Raw genomic sequence first — 15276 nt, 5'->3', positions numbered from 1 at the left:
TGAAATGGGCGGAAAACAAGGGAATTTCCCTCGTCACGAAAAGATATCTTCAGACTTATCCACAGGAATGGTGGACATGTTTTTTCTTGCCCTCGGTTTCTGAAGATTGCAGGCGTCGCAAAAGAATCATATTTCGTTAAATGATGACGGATCAGGATAAACAAACGTCGGCAGGACCGTTCGGTCATGACTGTATCAAGGGCTATCTCAAAACTCTGGATGGCTCACCCGGCGTCTACAGGATGCTGGATTCGCAGGCGCGCGTTCTTTACGTGGGCAAGGCGCGGAACCTGAAAGCGCGGGTTTCCAACTATGCGCGCCCCGCCGGACATTCCGGCCGGATTGCGCGGATGATCTCGGAAACCGCGTCGATGATGTTCCTGACGACGCAAACCGAAACAGAAGCACTCCTCTTAGAGCAGAATCTGATCAAGCAGCTCAAGCCCAAGTACAACGTGCTTTTGCGGGACGATAAGAGCTTTCCGAATATCCTTGTGAGCCGGGAACATGCCTTTCCGCTGATCAAGAAGCATCGTGGGGCGAAGAAGGAAAAAGGCAGCTATTACGGACCCTTCGCAAGTGCGGGCGCGGTGAACCGGACGCTGTCGCAATTGCAGAAAGTTTTCCTCTTGCGGAACTGTTCGGACGCGATGTTCGAGAGCCGGTCGCGCCCCTGTCTGCTCTACCAGATCAAGCGGTGTTCCGGGCCTTGTGTCGGCAAGATCAGCGAGGCGGATTATGCCGACAGCGTGCGTGATGCAGAGCGTTTCCTTGCCGGGCGGTCGACCCAGATCCAGGAGACGCTGGGCAAGCAGATGATGGCGGCATCAGAAGCGATGGAGTTCGAGCGGGCAGCGGCGTTGCGGGATCGCATACGGGCGTTGACGCAGGTGCAGACGGCGCAGGGGATCAATCCGCGCGGCGTGACCGAGGCCGATGTAATCGCGCTTCACCTCGAGAACGGGCAGGCCTGTGTTCAGGTATTCTTTATCCGCGCCAACCAGAACTGGGGCAACAAGGATTACTACCCGCGGGTTGGGGCCGATATCGAGGCGGCGGAAGTGCTCGAGGCCTTTGTCGGTCAGTTCTACGACACCAAGGAGCCACCGAGGCAGCTTATCCTGAGCCACCCGATCGACAACCCGGACCTGATGGCCGAAGCCTTGAGTGGCAAGGCGGGACGCAAGGTGGAGATCCTTGTGCCGCAGCGCGGGGAGAAGGCCGAGCTGATTGCCAATGCGGCCCGCAACGCGCGCGAAAGCCTTGCGCGCAAGATGAGCGAGACCGCGACGCAGGCGAAGCTGTTGAAAGGTGTGGCAGAGGCCTTTGACCTGGATGGCCCGCCTGCACGGATCGAGGTTTACGACAACAGTCACATACAGGGCACGAACGCCGTGGGGGCGATGATCGTGGCGGGGCCGGAAGGGTTCATGAAGAACCAGTACCGCAAGTTCAACATCAAGGGGGATGACCTCACGCCGGGGGATGATTTCGGCATGATGAAAGAGGTGCTGACCCGGCGGTTCAAACGGTTGCTCAAGGAAGATCCGGACCGGGCGCAGGGCATGTGGCCGGACCTGTTGTTGATCGACGGGGGCGCGGGGCAGGTGTCTGCCGTGGCCGAGATCATGCGCGAACACGGGGTAGAGGATATCCCGATGGTGGGCGTGGCCAAGGGGGTGGACCGCGACCACGGCAAGGAGGAATTCCACCGGAGAGGCACGCGGCCCTTTGCTCTCAAGCGCAATGATCCGGTGCTCTATTTCATCCAGCGGATGCGGGACGAGGCACACCGGTTTGCAATTGGTACCCACCGTGCCAAGCGGGCAAAGGCCGTTGGCGCGACACCGCTGGACGATGTGCCAGGCGTGGGGGCAACCCGCAAGCGCGCGTTGCTGGCGCATTTCGGATCAGCCAAGGCCGTGAGCCGCGCGAATCTTGCCGATCTGAAAGCCGTAGACGGCATCTCGGACGCATTGGCCGAGACAATCTACGACTACTTCCACGAAAAAGGGTAAACGCATCGGTCTGGCCGGGTCAGGCGGCTTCGCGTTCGCGTTTTCGCAGCACGATGTTCTCGACGATCTGCGCGGCGAAGGGGGCGAGGCCGTGCGGGCCGGATGCGCGGTCCTTGAGGTGAATGCAGACGTCCGGGCGCATCTGGGCAATGAGCCCGACGAGATCGCCGCGCATCCGGTCATCAAGGCCGCCGCCCATGATCACGCATTCGATCCTTGGTTCGGTTTCCAGCTGGCGCACGACTTCGCCGTGATCGTGTGCGCCGAGCCATTCGATTGGCAGGTGATCAAGCTGTTGCGCGATCTCGCAGGATTGCGGCATGTCGGCCACGAGCAAAACAATGGGGTGCATCTTGTCCTCCCGTTCTTTGGTGCAGGCAGGGGAGGCCGCCACGAAGGCGCCCGCCCCCGTTCATTGGCCCAGTATAGCACATTTCGAAAGGGCAGTGCTTTCCACGCCCTGAAAGACAGGTTAGGAAGACCTCATGACTTGGACGATCCCCAATATCCTTTCCGTGCTTCGTCTTCTCGCGGCGCCTCTTGTCGCGGTAATGTTCCTTTATTTCACCCGCCCCTATGCGGATTGGTTCGCACTGGGCCTGTTTGTGCTGGCCTCGGTGACCGATTGGTTCGACGGCTATCTTGCGCGAGCCTGGGGGCAGGAGACCCGGATGGGCGCGATGATCGACCCGATTGCCGACAAGGCGATGGTGGTGATCGCGTTGATGGTGATCGTGGGCTATTCGTCGATGTCGCCCTGGCTGGTGCTGCCGGCCACCGTGATCCTGTTCCGCGAAGTTTTTGTCAGCGGCTTGCGGGAGTTTCTTGGCGACGTGGCTGGGACCCTCAAGGTGACAAAGCTGGCCAAGTGGAAGACGGCGACGCAGATGGTGGCGATTGCCTGCCTGTTCGGGCAGGGTGTTTTTGAACACTACCTTGGCATGTCGTCGCTGGGCATGGATCCACAGATCGTTGCGCAGATGGTGGCCGGAGAAATCGAGGATACACAGGGGCTTGGCTGGAAGCTGACGGGTATGATCTGGAGTGGTTGGGCCGGTTTGATCCTGCTGTGGATCGCGGCGGCGCTGACCGGGATCACCGGGATCGACTATTTCCGCAAGGCCTATCCGCATTTGAAGGACTGACGCGATGAAGCTGGATGTTTTGTATTTTGCCTGGGTGCGTGAACGGATTGGCCTGCCGAAAGAGAAGGTCGAGACGAGCGCCACGACGGTGGCCGAGCTGGTCGAGGAGCTGAAGGCGCGGGAAGAGCGCTACGAGGCGGCCTTTGCCGACCTGGGTGCCCTGCGGGTGGCGATTGACCAGGAGTTGACCGAGTTCGATGCGGCGCTGGATGGCGCGCGTGAGGTGGCGTTTTTCCCGCCGATGACCGGGGGCTGACGGTATGAAGATTCTGGTTCAGGAAGAGGCGTTTGATTTCGGTGCCGAGGCGCAGGCCTTTGCCAGTGGTCACACCGACATGGGCGCCATTGTGACCTTTACCGGCGTTGTGCGCGACCTGCCGGATGACCCGCTGGACCGGATGGAGATCGAGCACTATCCGGGGATGACGGAAAAGGCGCTGACCAAGATCGCGGAAGAGGCGCAAAGCCGTTGGAATCTGGGAGATGTTCTGGTGATCCATCGCCACGGGACGCTGCGCCCGGGCGACATGATCATGATGGTGGCAACCGCTGCGCCGCACCGTGTGGATGCTTTTGCGGCGGCCGAATTCCTGATGGATTACCTCAAGTCGCGGGCGCCGTTCTGGAAGCAGGAATTCACTGCGGATGGCGGTGCATGGGTTGCGGCCAAGGATGAAGATGAGGACGCGCTGAACCGCTGGTGAGCGGTTAACGGGGCGCGCCCTATCGGTATGTGTGGCGCGGGCGCATTTGGGCGAATCGTTCAGGTTAACAAGGCAGAATTGGCAAAAACGGCTGTCGGTGCCACGTCGGTATTACGTCGGTATTACGGAGGTGGGCACAGACGATCTGGCCAGTTTAAGGCACCGTGCGCTCAGGCTTTGTTAAGGAATTTCTTCACCGATTTTGGCCGGGCTTGATGCAGCACCCCGCATCGAAAACGGCTTAGCCAGCGTTCATGCGTTCGATGTGGCTGCGCAGTTCTTCGGCCTCGTGGCGGGCGTCGCGCAGGCCTTCCATGGCGGCAGAGAGTTCGGCTTCGGTCTGGGCCAGCTGGTTGGTCAGTTCGGCCTCGCGCTGTTGCAGGTAGGTGATGGCCTGATCGCGGGTTTCCTCGGCCTCGTGCAACTCCTGGCTCATGCGCTCAAGCTGGTCGACGTCGGACTGCGAAACGCGCGAGAAGCGGTGCACCAGCCAGTTGGCGAACCAGCCCATGCAGAAGGCGACGAACAGGATGATCGCGGTGGCGATGATGAAATCAGTTCTGGTCATCGGTTGTCTCCTGCTGGCCGTCGTCTTGGGGTTGTTCGGCCGGTGCCGCATCCTGTGCGGCGTCGTCTTGTACCGGATTCGCGCCGGTGTCTACAGCGGTTTCTTCACCGGTTTGTGCTTCACCATCCGCATTTTCGCCCTCTGGCGGGGTCTCTTCGGGTTGGATGAGGACAAATTCGATGCGGCGGTTGGCCTCGCGGCCTTCCTCGGTCTTGTTGTCGGCAATCGGCTGGGCCTCGCCATAACCCTGTGCCGAGAAGTTTCCGGTCAGGATACGGCGGTCGTGCAGGGCGTTCAGAACCGATTGGGCGCGGGTCTGGCTTAGGGCCATGTTCATTTCCTCGCGGCCCTGGCTGTCGGTGTGGCCCTGAATTTCCAGCTTGAGGTTGATGTCCTGACAGTCCTGAAGGATCGCGGCAAGTTCGTCGATCACGGGGCCCGCGGTTTCATCCAGCGTGCCGGAGCCGGGTTCGAAGCTGATCTTCTGGGTGCCCTGTACCTCTTGCAGGCGGGCCAGACATTCCTCAGGGGTGGGAAGCTGGGCAATCGGGTCGAGCGCCTCTTCGTAGCGCACGTTGAGGGCATAGTGGTCGCCCTGATCCAGCTTTTCCGCCAGCAGGCGGGAAATGCGGTCACTGGCCTGCGGATCACCAGTGGTGCCGGAGATGTCGAGGGTGTCGGGGGTGACGGTCAGGGCACCGTTGTGCAGCTGTGACAGGGCGTCGAGACCGGCGAGAACGCGAAGCGACCAGGTGCCGGGCAGGTTTTCGTCAAGGCGGGCGGCCATGTAGACGTCTTCCATGCCGAAACGGGCGTTGGCGTAGCTTTGCGCCATGGTGCGGCTGACGTCGTCGCGCAGGCGACCGCGCAGTTGCAGGGTGCCTTCGGGGCTTAGGGTCGCGGTGAATTCCGGGGTGCCTTCGTCGGTTTCCTCGATCGGGACCGGGCGGGTGGCGTGCAGGGCGAAGACCTCGGGAAGGGCGCTTTCGACCTCGCCGATGACCTTGTCGAAGAGATCCTGTTCGGTGCCGATGCGGGCGATCAGGGTGATGTCGGCGTCGGAGAAGGTAACGCTGCCGCCACCCAGTTCGGAGAGGCCTGAGATGGCGGTTTCGACCGCGTCGCCCCAAGACGGAGTAGGCACGCCGAGACCGATGGTGCAGGCGGCACTGCCTTCGAGGCCGGCCTGTGTCGCGGCGGCGAGGATCTGGCTGCGGGCGTCCTCGGTGTCGGCAGAGCAGGCATCGAAGCGCGCGCCAAGATCGTCGATCAGGAAGCGCAGGGTGAAGGGCGTGATGACGGGGCGGGGCGCCGAAATGGTCAGAGCGAGGTCAAGCGTCGGCGGTGCCTTGCGGGTTAGGATGCCTTCCAGCTCGCGGCGAGCTTCGGGGCTGTCGCTCATGGCGGTGACGCTGACGCGGCCTGCCTCAAGCGAGATCTTGGCGCGGGGCAGTTCTTCGAGGGCGAAGAGGGCATAGCTCAGGGCCTGCTGCCATCCTTCGGGAACGTCGTATTCGGCGGTTTCAAGGAAGTCGGTGACCACCGGACTGCCGTCGAGGCCACGCAGATCGCCAATGATTTCGGCGCGGTTGCTGTCTTCGGGGATCAGACCGATGAGCTGGATGCCCGAGTCATTGCGCAGGATCTCGATCGAGAAACGCGGCGGGCCGATGTCGGCGGTGGCCTCGATCTGCATGTTGTCGATCACCCGGGCGGCATCGACAATCTTGCCAGCCGAAGAGATGGCCTTGAACCGCTCGGCCTCGGTCGGGGCGACGCCGGTGATGAAGACCTGAAGGCCCTCGGCATGGATGGTGGCCCAAGTCATGCCTTCCTTGGCCAGCTCGCTTTGCACGCCGCGGCGCGAGGCCTCTTCGATCAGGTCTGCCGAGAACACCGCGGCGACGGCGCTGAAGCCGGCGGCCAGAGTGAAGGTGGTGGCAATGGGCAGGTAGTCGGAAAGGCGCATCAGGAGCGTTCGGAAGCGTTTGTTTTGTTCGAGTTAGCGTTTGATACGCTGCTGCCAGCCTGCATGCAATCACTTGCGCTCAAAGGAAGCAGGCGACGGCGAAAAACAGCAAGGGGATCAGACCGGTGTCGCGGTTCGAGCGGAACAGGTGCAAGAGCACGTCGTTGTCCTCGGTGTTCAGGCGGCGCATCTGCCACTGCATGTGCCAGCCCATCGCCCAGGGGCCGGCGAGGGCGATCACCATCGAGAGCGGGCTGCGGTCGCGGGTGGCAAGGAAGGTGGCGATGGCCATCAGGGTGACGGTGAGGATCAGGAAGGCCTGAAGCCATTGCGGGGTTTTCTCGGCAAAGAGGCGGGCGGTGGACTTCACGCCGATGAGGGCGTCGTCCTCGGTGTCCTGATGGGCATAGATGGTGTCGTAGAACAGGGTCCATGCGATGCCCGCGAGATAAAGGACAACGGCGGGCCATTGCAGCGATCCGGTGTGTGCCGTCCATGCCAGAAGCGCGCCCCAGTTGAAGGCGATGCCAAGGAAGACCTGCGGCCACCATGTAAACCGTTTGGCAAAGGGGTAGACGGCGACGGGGGCGAGGGAGACCACGCCAAGCAGGATGGCATTGGGGTGGAATGTCAGCAGGATGGCGAATGAGATCAGCGCCTGAATGCCCATCCACAGCGCGGCCTGCCGTGCGGTGACCTGACCCGAGGGGATCGGACGGGAGCGGGTGCGTTCGACCTGGGCATCGAAGTCGCGGTCGGTGATGTCGTTCCAGGTGCAGCCTGCGCCGCGCATCAGCCATGCGCCCGCCGCGCATCCGATGGCGATCCAGAGGTCTTCGAGGCGCGCCTGACCATCGTAGAGCATGGCCAGCAGGAGCGACATCCAGCAGGGCAGCAGCAACAGCCAGGTGCCGATGGGACGGTCGGCGCGGCTGAGGCGCAGGTAGGGGCGGGTGGCGTGCGGGGCGAGGTGATCGACCCAATTGCCGCGGACCGCGTCGGAAACCTGACCTTTCGGCTCTGGTGTTGTGGGCGTGTCGCTCATATGAAGGTTTCCATGAAACAGGCAAAAGTCAGGCTGTATGTAGAGCATCCCTTGGGCCAAGGGCAATCGGTTCCTCTTGAACGCGATCAGGCGCACTACCTTTTCGGGGTGATGCGGATGGGCGTGGGGGACCCGGTTTTGTTGTTCAACGGGGTAGATGGTGAGTGGCGCTGCGAAGTTGCCCAAGCCGGCAAGCGCGGTGGTGTTCTTGTGTGCGAGGAACAGACCAAGCCGTTGCAGATGCCGCCGGACCTTTGGTTGATGTTTGCCCCGATCAAGAAGGCGCGGACCGATTTCATCGTCGAGAAGGCGGCCGAGATGGGGGCCGCGAAGATCATGCCGGTGCAGACGGCCTTTACCAATTCCGAGCGCATCCGGCAGGACCGGTTGCAGGCCCATGCGGTCGAGGCGGCAGAGCAATGCGGGGGCACCTTTGTGCCCGAGGTTCGTGACTTGCAGAAACTGGAGCGGGTTCTGGCGGAGTGGCCGGAAGACCGGCAGTTGATGTTCTGTGACGAGGCCGAGGTTGGATCGGCCAAGTGTCTTGGAGCTGCCGAAGGCGGCAAATGGGCGATCCTGATTGGACCGGAAGGTGGTTTTTCCGAAGCAGAGCGCGCCAAGCTGCATGCGCATCCACAGGCGCACGTGGTGGCCTTGGGGCCACGTATCCTGCGGGCGGACACCGCGGCGGTGGCGGCGATGACGCTTTGGCAGCAGGCCCTTGGCGACTGGGCGTGAAGGGGGCGACATGAGCCAGGGGTTTCTTGACCGAATGCTGGAATGGTCAGCACGGGGACAAGAGATTCAGGACCTGCTCGACCGGGTTTACGGGACGAAGACTGCCGAGATCAAAGACGTTGTGAAATCCGATGATCGCGCCACTGTCATCAGGGGCAGGTTGCGTGGGGCGCCGGTGTTTTTCAAACACCTGCGCGTCAAGGATGCGAGCGGAGGTGTGGAGCGTGCTTGCCGCGAGCTTGGATTTCTGCACGAGGCGCTGGGCGATGGGCAGAACCGGGTGATGCGGGTTCTGGATGCCTTTCCCGATCACGGGCTACTGGTGACAGAGAAGGTGCCCGGCAAGACGGTTGGCGAACGGATAAAATCCGCGCCATCGCGGCGGCGTCAGAAGCTGGTGCGCCTGTCGGCGGAGTGGTTGCAGGAGGTGGCGGCGCTGCGGGCTGAGACGCGGGTCTTTCCGGCGCAAAAAAGCCTGACACGGCTTATGCCGCCTGATGCCAGAGCCAAGCCGGAGATCATCAAGGCGCTGAACCGCTTTCGCTCGGAGCTGGATGTCTTGGCGCGGGAGATGGAGGGCCGCGAGGTCATGTTCTCGGTCGGGCATGGGGATTTTAGCCTGACCAACCTGATGTATGATGGCACCCACATGTGGGGGATCGACATTCATGGCAGCCACCAGATGCCGGTTTTGCAGATGGCGGCGCGGTTTTGCCTTGGGCAGGAAATCTGGTGTACCCCCGACGAACTTGCCGCATTTCGCCCAAGCCGGTTTGCCGTTGGTGACGATTACGCAACCGTGTTCCGGTTTTTCATCGGGTTGGAGATGTATCGCAAGTATGGCTCACCTAAGTATCTAGAACGTGACGACCTGATCTTGCCGCAGGTTGATCTGTTTCTAGCAGGATGGGAGCCTGACGCATGAGTTTCATTCGACCAGAAGCCAGCGCTTTTGTTGATCGATGGCGCGAGGTGATGATCGGGATCGTGGTCGTGGCCCTTGGCATCTACTGGGCAAGCGGTTTCGGACTTCTGAAGTGGGTCGGGATCGTGGTGATCCTGATTGGTGCGGCCCTTTTGGTGGCCGGTGTTCAACGCGCCCGGTTTCGAATGGGCAAGGGCGGCCCGGGTGTCGTGCAGGTCGACGAGCGGCAGATCACTTATTTCGGCCCCCTGGATGGCGGGGCCGTTGCGATTGACGAGATGATGGGCCTGAGCCTTGAGGCGCATAGCGTGCCGCCGGTTTGGGTATTGCGCCAGCCCGGACAGGCCGATCTGCGCATTCCCGTGAACGCGGAAGGATCAGATGCGTTGTTCGATGCCTTTGCCGCCTTGCCGGGTATCCGGACCGAGCGCATGCTGGCGCAGTTGAAGTCGAAACCGGATCACCCTGTCGTGATCTGGTCAAAGGTCGCCGCAACGTTGCATTGACACTTTGCGCATTTCCGATCACCACTGACCGGACATGCGCATCCAAAAGGACCGGAGAAACCGCAATGTCCATTCCTCAGTCCGGTGGCGGACCGATCGAGCACCACTCCCAACTTGGTGAATATCTTGAAAGTGGCTGCAAGCCGCGTGAACAGTGGCGGATCGGGACCGAACACGAGAAGTTCGGGTACTGCAAGGAAACCCTCAAGCCGCTGCCCTACGAGGGCGAGCGGTCGATTCTCGCGGTGCTGAAAGGCCTGCGTGATGGCCATGGCTGGACGCCGGTGGAAGAGGGCGGCAAGCTGATCGGTCTTGAGAAAGATGGCGCCAACGTGAGCCTTGAACCGGGTGGTCAGCTGGAACTGTCCGGCGCGCCGCTGGAGAGCATCCACCAGACCTGTGACGAGGTGAATCAGCACCTTGCCGATGTGAAGGACATTGCCGACAAGATCGGTGTCGGGTTCATCGGTCTCGGTGCGGCGCCTGTTTGGTCGCACGAGGAAATGCCGGTGATGCCGAAAGGGCGTTATCGCTTGATGACCGATTACATGGACCGTGTGGGCACCATGGGCAAATCCATGATGTACCGGACCTGTACCGTGCAGGTGAACCTTGATTTCGCCTCTGAGGCGGACATGGTGCAAAAACTTCGCGTGGCGCTGGCCCTGCAACCGGTGGCGACCGCGCTGTTTGCCAATTCGCCGTTCTTTGATGGCAAGCCGAATGGCCACAAGAGCTGGCGGTCGCGCGTCTGGCGTGACCTTGATCCGGCGCGCACAGGCATGCTGCCTTTCGTGTTCGAAGAGGGCTTCGGGTTCGAGGCATGGGTGGAATACGCGCTCGATGTGCCGATGTATTTCGTCTATCGCGACGGTGAATATATCGACGCGCTGGGCATGTCGTTCCGTGATTTCCTGAAGGGTGAACTGCCTGCACTGCCGGGCGAGACCCCGACGTTGAGCGACTGGGCGGACCACCTGACCACGGCCTTCCCAGAGGCGCGGATCAAGAAATACATGGAGATGCGCGGCGCCGACGGTGGCCCGTGGCGTCGCCTGTGTGCGCTGCCTGCTTTCTGGGTCGGGTTGATGTACGACCAGTCATCGCTGGATGCAGCCTGGGATCTGGTGAAGGGCTGGGATGCCGAAACCCGCGAGATGTTGCGCGTGGCGGCCTCGGTCGACGGTTTGCAGGCACAGGCGGGCAACGTGAAGATGCACGATCTGGCGCGCGAAGTGCTGGCGATTTCCGAAGCGGGCCTTGCGGCGCGTGGCAAGGAAGGCGCGGGCGGTCTGGTGCCGGACGAGACCCATTTCCTCAACGCGCTGAAGGAAAGCGTGGAAAGCGGCAAGGTGCCGGCGGATGAGTTGCTGGACCACTACCATGGTGACTGGAACGGTGACCTGAGCCGGATCTACGGCGAGTTCAGCTACTGACCTTGTCTGAGAAGCAACATCTGAAAGGGCGCCTTGGGGCGCCTTTTTTGTTGAGGTGAAGGGGGAGTGAATTGTGTCGTTTTGTTCGGGGGGGTGCGCTAAGCTGGGGTCAATTTCCAGAATATAGATATCTCAGTTGGAGCAATTCATGGCGACGATTACCGAGACGACCGATGCGGCAACCGGTTTCAGCACGATCTATACCCTCAATGTTGGCGATACGTTTTTCGGCTCGGTTGCGGGAAGCGACGAAGTGGATCGCGTACTTGTCGATCTGACGGCGGGGGAGGAATACACGGTTACAATGACCGGCCTTTATGGTGGCACAAGTGCAGGTGTGCTGTTGGTTGCGAATTTCGACAGCGGCGTGACGTCCTGGGTTTTGGGATACGCCGATGGGGCGACAAGCGGACAGATCGGGGGATTGCAGGTCACCGACCTTGGTGACGGGTGGCGCGTTGTGTTTACCGCGCCGGTGACGGGGCAGTATTCGCTGGTGGTTGATGATAACGGGGATGCGCTGGCGGCTGCATATCAGATGTCTATCACCGGGGTCCTGCCGCCGCAGCCGACGCCGGGGGATGATGTGATCCAAGGGACCGCAGGGGCGGATGTGTTCAGCCTTTTGGCGGGGAACGATCTGTTTACGGACTTTGGGGGGGACGACACGGTTTCGGGGAACGGCGGTAAGGACACGCTGCTTGGTGGTGGCGGAAATGACCTGCTGCTTGGGGGGGCTGGAAACGACTCCCTCAAAGGGGGTGGGGATGAAGATGACCTGCGGGGCGGGGATGGCAATGATCGTCTTTTCGGCGGTAGCAAGGATGACAAGCTGCTTGGCGGGGGAGGTAATGATTATGTCGAAGGCGGGGCTGGCGACGATACGATCCGTGGCAACGCCGGGCGAGATACGTTGAACGGCGATGCTGGTGACGATCGCCTTTTTGGCGACAACGGATTTGACCGTCTCAATGGCGACGCTGGCAAGGACCTTTTGTCCGGAGGTGTGGGCGAAGATACCCTGAACGGCGGGCGCGGCCATGACACGCTTGTCGGTGGAAAGGATAACGATGTTCTGAATGGCGGCAACGAAGGCGACATCCTTCGAGGCGATGCGGGTGCAGACCGGCTTTATGGCCAGAAAGGCAAGGACCGGCTTGATGGCGGTTGGGGCCATGACACGCTGGTTGGCGGGGATGGTGCGGATGTCTTTGTCATTGATGGCAAGGGTGTGGATCGCATCAACGACATGCAGATCGGCAAGGACACGATTGATTTGTCCGGGTTCGCAGACGGATCGGTGTATTCAGTGGCCGATGATGGGACCGGTAATACCAGCCTGAGCGTGGATGGTACTTTGGTTGCGGTTCTCAAGGGCATTGATGCCGGGGATTTGTCCGATGCTGATTTCGTTTTGCCTGCGCCGCTGACCAGCAAAATTACCTTTGATGGCGGTGCGGTTTCCGGCAGTACCTACACGGAAGCGGGTTTCACCGGCACGGTTCAGACGCACGCTTTTCAGACGGTGTCACAGGACCCCTTCCAGGATCTTGATGGCGATGGTGATCTCGACTTTGGTGTCACCGACGAAAGTGATGCGGTGACAAATATCGATGTCTTCGCCGCGATCACCTTTACCAAGGACGATGGTGATGCGTTCGATTTCCTGGGCTTCACTCTTGTCGGCGAAGGGGGCGGGGACGCGGATGGGAACCTGATCTTCTCGGGTGAGAACGACACGACGGGTTACGCGGCGACCGCAACCTTTATGGCCGAGGGAGATGGTTTGTGGGACCTGACAATCCGGCCCGATTTTGCCAGCGGGTTCAACACGAACCTTCAGGATGTGTCTGAAGCGGACATGCTTGGGTATTTTGTTGATCTGGATAGCCTGTATATCCGGTCGGCGGATGGCGATGGGAGATTGGCCGTGGACACCGGCAACGGGATCGGTGTGGATGATCTGATTTTCGGATGATACGCAAAACGGCGGCAGGATGCCCTACCGCCGCTCTGATCCGTGAGTGGATTGGGATTTACTGCTCTTGCAGCTCTTCCGGGGTCTTGTCTGCGATGTCGACCCAGTTGGCCGAAGCTTTTTCGATGAAGCCCGGAACGTCGCCTTCCCAGCGTTCTTGAACGCCAGCCGACAGGTTCAGGTAGAGCTTGTTGTCAACGATTTTCCAGATTTCCGGATCGCCGTCGAATTTGAAGCCCATCGCGGTGCCGAAGGCGCAGTAGCCGCCGTAGGCCGGAGCGTATGCTTCGGGGTTGGCTTCGAAGGTGGCTTTGTTCTCTTCCGAGGCGAAGCGGTAGGTCGCGTCGTTGTAGGTTGCGGTGATCTGGAAGTCGCCTGGGGTCGGTTCACCTACGGTATGGTATGCAACCGGATCGTAGCCGCGCAGGGCAAGGCCGGTGGTGGTGGCATTGACGTCGACGCCTGCTGCCAGGGCCGAGGTGACGAGAGCTGCGGAGAGGGCGATGCCGCCGATGAGGGATTTGAAAGCGTTCATTGGTTTTGCCTTTTCAGAGTGCTTGACCTGGCCAGCCGAAATTTCCGGACAGATCGGAGTTGTTTGCGCCGCAAGCGATATTGCGCTGCGGTGACCTCGAGTTAGGAACCGGGTCAATCACGTTCAAAACAACTAAGGGTGATGTGCGCCTTTGCAGAAAGGCTGTGCGTCAGGTGAGGGTGGCGACCCATGCGATGACAGCGGAAACGGTGCCGATGCTAACGACGGTCGAGAGCAGGATGGCGGCCGAAGCGCGGTGGGGGGCGACGCCGTAGTGCTGGGCGAGGATATAGACGTTGCCGGCCACGGGCAGGGCGGCAGCGGAGATCACCACGGCAGCGGAATAGGGATCGATCGGGATGATCCAGAGCGCCGCGATGGCAACGGCGGCCGGATGCAGGACCAGTTTGCAGAACGAGAGCCAGGCGGCGACCTGAACGCGTTCCGCGGCAATGGCGGCCAGCGAGGCTCCGATGGCGAACAGCGCGCCGGGGGTGGCTGCCGCGCCAAGCAGTGCGAGGAATTCATTCAGCGGCGCGGGGATCGGGATTTCGAGGGCTGACCAGATCAGGCCCGAGGAGATCGCCACGATCATCGGGTTGCGCAGCAGGCCGAGACCGACGGTGCGCAGGATGGCAAAGCTCATCCGGCCATCCCGGGAGCCGGTGATCAGGATCACGATCAGAGAGGAAAAGACGATCAGGTCGACCGCGAGGACCAGCATGACCGGACCAATGGCCCGTTCGCCGAGCAGCAGGACAAGCATGGGCACGCCAAGGAAACCGACGTTGCCGATGACGGCGCATTGGGCCTCGATCGCGGCGGTGGGAATGTCGAGGCGGCGCAGAAATGCGACGCCGGTGGCGAGCAGGTAGATCGCCAGCGTGCCCAGTAGGTAGGCGCCGACGAGCGGCCAGTCGAGCACCTCGGCCAGCGAGAGGTTCGCGGCAAAGCGGAACAGCATGGCCGAGAGGGCGAAGTAGAAGACGAACTTGGTGAGGTAGGCGGTGGCTTCCTGGCTGAAGAACTTCGTGCGCCCGGCCCAGTAGCCAAGGCCGATGATCGCAAAGAACGGCAGGGTCTTGAGGAAGATCGCTAACATGGCAACTTGGTAGCATCCCGGCAGGGCAGGGCAAGGGATTTGTTGGCCCGTCGCGCATTCGCGGGGGCGACCGTGTCATTGTCGGGTGTTTTCGAAGCGAATGGCGGGATCAAAAGCGGGTACAGTCCGGATCGGTCAACGGGTTGCAGTTGGAGCTCCAGGTGCCGCCTTGGCCGAGGGGGACCGTCGGACGGAAGGCATGGGAGGGCGTCAAAGGCTGTGAAGGCTGGCGTTTTTCGGCCCAGTACCAGCGGCGGTTGGTCCATATCAGCCCAAGGGAAATGCTGCCGTCTTTTTGCAACCCGCCCCGGAAAGTCAGGATGCCATCGGGGTGGCGTGATACGGGGCTGCTGAAGGACAGGTCGGTAAATCGATCGGGAATGCGACCGGAAAATGCAGGCGGCGGGCATTCGGGGCAATCGCGTATCAGGGGATAGGGCGTGAGGGTTTCAGGATCATAGGTCAGCCCAAAGTCCGAGAAAGGCGGCGTGGTGGACGGGAAAACCGTATCGTCTGCCAGGCTTTGGGCGTGTGCCGCCGAGAGCGACACGCCCAGTAAGAGGCAGCAGGCTACCAGGGGTTTCAGCGGTTTGGCCACGGTCTTTCG

16 protein-coding genes are annotated in these 15276 nt (G+C 61.2%); 9 read left to right on the top strand and 7 right to left on the bottom strand.

Annotated features, from left to right (window positions below):
* The first annotated feature begins 143 nt into the window (after positions 1 to 143).
* Entirely contained in the window at positions 144 to 2018 is a 1875-nt protein-coding gene (gene uvrC, locus ABWV42_RS06950) for an excinuclease ABC subunit UvrC (protein ID WP_353339465.1), read from the top strand.
* Positions 2019 to 2037: 19 nt separating this feature from the next.
* Here uvrC and ABWV42_RS06945 read toward each other — a convergent pair whose 3' ends face one another.
* On the bottom strand, positions 2038 to 2370 hold the full coding sequence (locus tag ABWV42_RS06945) for a hypothetical protein (RefSeq protein WP_353339464.1): 333 nt from the start codon (positions 2368 to 2370) through the stop codon (positions 2038 to 2040).
* 133 nt (positions 2371 to 2503) lie between these two features.
* Between ABWV42_RS06945 and pgsA the strand changes: the two genes are divergently transcribed.
* Genes pgsA through ABWV42_RS06930 form a run of 3 tightly spaced genes read left to right on the top strand, consistent with a single transcriptional unit; the run spans position 2504 to position 3867 of the window.
* Positions 2504 to 3163 (top strand): CDP-diacylglycerol--glycerol-3-phosphate 3-phosphatidyltransferase, encoded by a 660-nt coding sequence (pgsA, locus tag ABWV42_RS06940; protein WP_353339463.1) that lies wholly within the window; start codon positions 2504 to 2506, stop codon positions 3161 to 3163.
* A gap of 4 nt (positions 3164 to 3167) precedes the next feature.
* A complete protein-coding gene (gene moaD / locus ABWV42_RS06935; RefSeq protein WP_353339462.1) occupies positions 3168 to 3419 on the top strand; it encodes a molybdopterin converting factor subunit 1 in 252 nt (83 codons plus the stop codon).
* Positions 3420 to 3423: 4 nt separating this feature from the next.
* Positions 3424 to 3867 (top strand): molybdenum cofactor biosynthesis protein MoaE, encoded by a 444-nt coding sequence (locus ABWV42_RS06930; protein WP_353339461.1) that lies wholly within the window; start codon positions 3424 to 3426, stop codon positions 3865 to 3867.
* A 241-nt stretch (positions 3868 to 4108) separates the two neighbouring features.
* On the opposite strand, the gene ABWV42_RS06925 is transcribed toward ABWV42_RS06930, so the two are convergent.
* The 3 genes from ABWV42_RS06925 to ubiA all read right to left on the bottom strand — a co-directional run bounded on the left by ABWV42_RS06925 (position 4109) and on the right by ubiA (position 7449).
* Positions 4109 to 4435: a hypothetical protein gene (locus ABWV42_RS06925; protein ID WP_353339460.1), complete on the bottom strand. Its 327-nt coding sequence runs from the start codon at positions 4433 to 4435 to the stop codon at positions 4109 to 4111.
* On the bottom strand, positions 4422 to 6404 hold the full coding sequence (locus tag ABWV42_RS06920) for an OmpA family protein (protein ID WP_353339459.1): 1983 nt from the start codon (positions 6402 to 6404) through the stop codon (positions 4422 to 4424). The genes ABWV42_RS06925 and ABWV42_RS06920 overlap by 14 nt, the downstream gene beginning before the upstream one ends.
* 79 nt (positions 6405 to 6483) lie before the next feature.
* Positions 6484 to 7449: a 4-hydroxybenzoate octaprenyltransferase gene (ubiA, locus tag ABWV42_RS06915; protein WP_353339458.1), complete on the bottom strand. Its 966-nt coding sequence runs from the start codon at positions 7447 to 7449 to the stop codon at positions 6484 to 6486.
* Between the two features lie 12 nt (positions 7450 to 7461).
* Between ubiA and ABWV42_RS06910 the strand changes: the two genes are divergently transcribed.
* The 5 genes from ABWV42_RS06910 to ABWV42_RS06890 all read left to right on the top strand — a co-directional run bounded on the left by ABWV42_RS06910 (position 7462) and on the right by ABWV42_RS06890 (position 13032).
* Positions 7462 to 8187, top strand: coding sequence for a 16S rRNA (uracil(1498)-N(3))-methyltransferase (locus tag ABWV42_RS06910; protein ID WP_353339457.1), 726 nt, complete (start codon positions 7462 to 7464; stop codon positions 8185 to 8187).
* A 10-nt stretch (positions 8188 to 8197) separates the two neighbouring features.
* Positions 8198 to 9112, top strand: a complete 915-nt coding sequence (locus ABWV42_RS06905; RefSeq protein ID WP_353339456.1) for a hypothetical protein — start codon at positions 8198 to 8200, stop codon at positions 9110 to 9112.
* Entirely contained in the window at positions 9109 to 9618 is a 510-nt protein-coding gene (locus ABWV42_RS06900; RefSeq protein WP_353339455.1) for a hypothetical protein, read from the top strand. Before ABWV42_RS06905 ends, ABWV42_RS06900 begins: the two co-directional genes overlap by 4 nt.
* Before the next feature lie 65 nt (positions 9619 to 9683).
* Entirely contained in the window at positions 9684 to 11054 is a 1371-nt protein-coding gene (locus tag ABWV42_RS06895) for a glutamate--cysteine ligase (protein ID WP_353339454.1), read from the top strand.
* A gap of 148 nt (positions 11055 to 11202) precedes the next feature.
* Positions 11203 to 13032 (top strand): calcium-binding protein, encoded by a 1830-nt coding sequence (locus tag ABWV42_RS06890; protein ID WP_353339453.1) that lies wholly within the window; start codon positions 11203 to 11205, stop codon positions 13030 to 13032.
* A gap of 58 nt (positions 13033 to 13090) precedes the next feature.
* On the opposite strand, the gene ABWV42_RS06885 is transcribed toward ABWV42_RS06890, so the two are convergent.
* The 3 genes from ABWV42_RS06885 to ABWV42_RS06875 all read right to left on the bottom strand — a co-directional run bounded on the left by ABWV42_RS06885 (position 13091) and on the right by ABWV42_RS06875 (position 15267).
* Positions 13091 to 13567, bottom strand: a complete 477-nt coding sequence (locus ABWV42_RS06885; protein ID WP_353339452.1) for a YHS domain-containing (seleno)protein — start codon at positions 13565 to 13567, stop codon at positions 13091 to 13093.
* 169 nt (positions 13568 to 13736) lie between these two features.
* Positions 13737 to 14669 carry an AEC family transporter gene (locus ABWV42_RS06880; RefSeq protein WP_353339451.1) on the bottom strand — a complete coding sequence of 311 codons (933 nt, stop codon included), beginning with the start codon at positions 14667 to 14669 and terminating at the stop codon, positions 13737 to 13739.
* 109 nt (positions 14670 to 14778) lie between these two features.
* Complete coding sequence (locus ABWV42_RS06875; RefSeq protein WP_353339450.1) at positions 14779 to 15267, bottom strand: hypothetical protein; 489 nt, start codon at positions 15265 to 15267, stop codon at positions 14779 to 14781.
* Positions 15268 to 15276: the final 9 nt, after the last annotated feature.

Origin of the sequence: Pelagimonas sp. KU-00592-HH (genome assembly GCF_040369695.1) — a bacterium.
Classification (GTDB): domain Bacteria; phylum Pseudomonadota; class Alphaproteobacteria; order Rhodobacterales; family Rhodobacteraceae; genus Shimia.
This window is presented reverse-complemented; position numbering and strand designations above follow the sequence as displayed.

Bases quoted from the DNA above. Each gene is read 5' to 3' on its own strand.
- uvrC (WP_353339465.1), top strand. From the start codon at position 144: ATGACGGATCAGGATAAACAAACGTCGGCAGGACCGTTCGGTCATGAC.
- ABWV42_RS06945 (WP_353339464.1), bottom strand. From the start codon at position 2,370: ATGCACCCCATTGTTTTGCTCGTGGCCGACATGCCGCAATCCTGCGAG.
- pgsA (WP_353339463.1), top strand. From the start codon at position 2,504: ATGACTTGGACGATCCCCAATATCCTTTCCGTGCTTCGTCTTCTCGCG.
- moaD (WP_353339462.1), top strand. From the start codon at position 3,168: ATGAAGCTGGATGTTTTGTATTTTGCCTGGGTGCGTGAACGGATTGGC.
- ABWV42_RS06930 (WP_353339461.1), top strand. From the start codon at position 3,424: ATGAAGATTCTGGTTCAGGAAGAGGCGTTTGATTTCGGTGCCGAGGCG.
- ABWV42_RS06925 (WP_353339460.1), bottom strand. From the start codon at position 4,435: ATGACCAGAACTGATTTCATCATCGCCACCGCGATCATCCTGTTCGTC.
- ABWV42_RS06920 (WP_353339459.1), bottom strand. From the start codon at position 6,404: ATGCGCCTTTCCGACTACCTGCCCATTGCCACCACCTTCACTCTGGCC.
- ubiA (WP_353339458.1), bottom strand. From the start codon at position 7,449: ATGAGCGACACGCCCACAACACCAGAGCCGAAAGGTCAGGTTTCCGAC.
- ABWV42_RS06910 (WP_353339457.1), top strand. From the start codon at position 7,462: ATGAAACAGGCAAAAGTCAGGCTGTATGTAGAGCATCCCTTGGGCCAA.
- ABWV42_RS06905 (WP_353339456.1), top strand. From the start codon at position 8,198: ATGAGCCAGGGGTTTCTTGACCGAATGCTGGAATGGTCAGCACGGGGA.
- ABWV42_RS06900 (WP_353339455.1), top strand. From the start codon at position 9,109: ATGAGTTTCATTCGACCAGAAGCCAGCGCTTTTGTTGATCGATGGCGC.
- ABWV42_RS06895 (WP_353339454.1), top strand. From the start codon at position 9,684: ATGTCCATTCCTCAGTCCGGTGGCGGACCGATCGAGCACCACTCCCAA.
- ABWV42_RS06890 (WP_353339453.1), top strand. From the start codon at position 11,203: ATGGCGACGATTACCGAGACGACCGATGCGGCAACCGGTTTCAGCACG.
- ABWV42_RS06885 (WP_353339452.1), bottom strand. From the start codon at position 13,567: ATGAACGCTTTCAAATCCCTCATCGGCGGCATCGCCCTCTCCGCAGCT.
- ABWV42_RS06880 (WP_353339451.1), bottom strand. From the start codon at position 14,669: ATGTTAGCGATCTTCCTCAAGACCCTGCCGTTCTTTGCGATCATCGGC.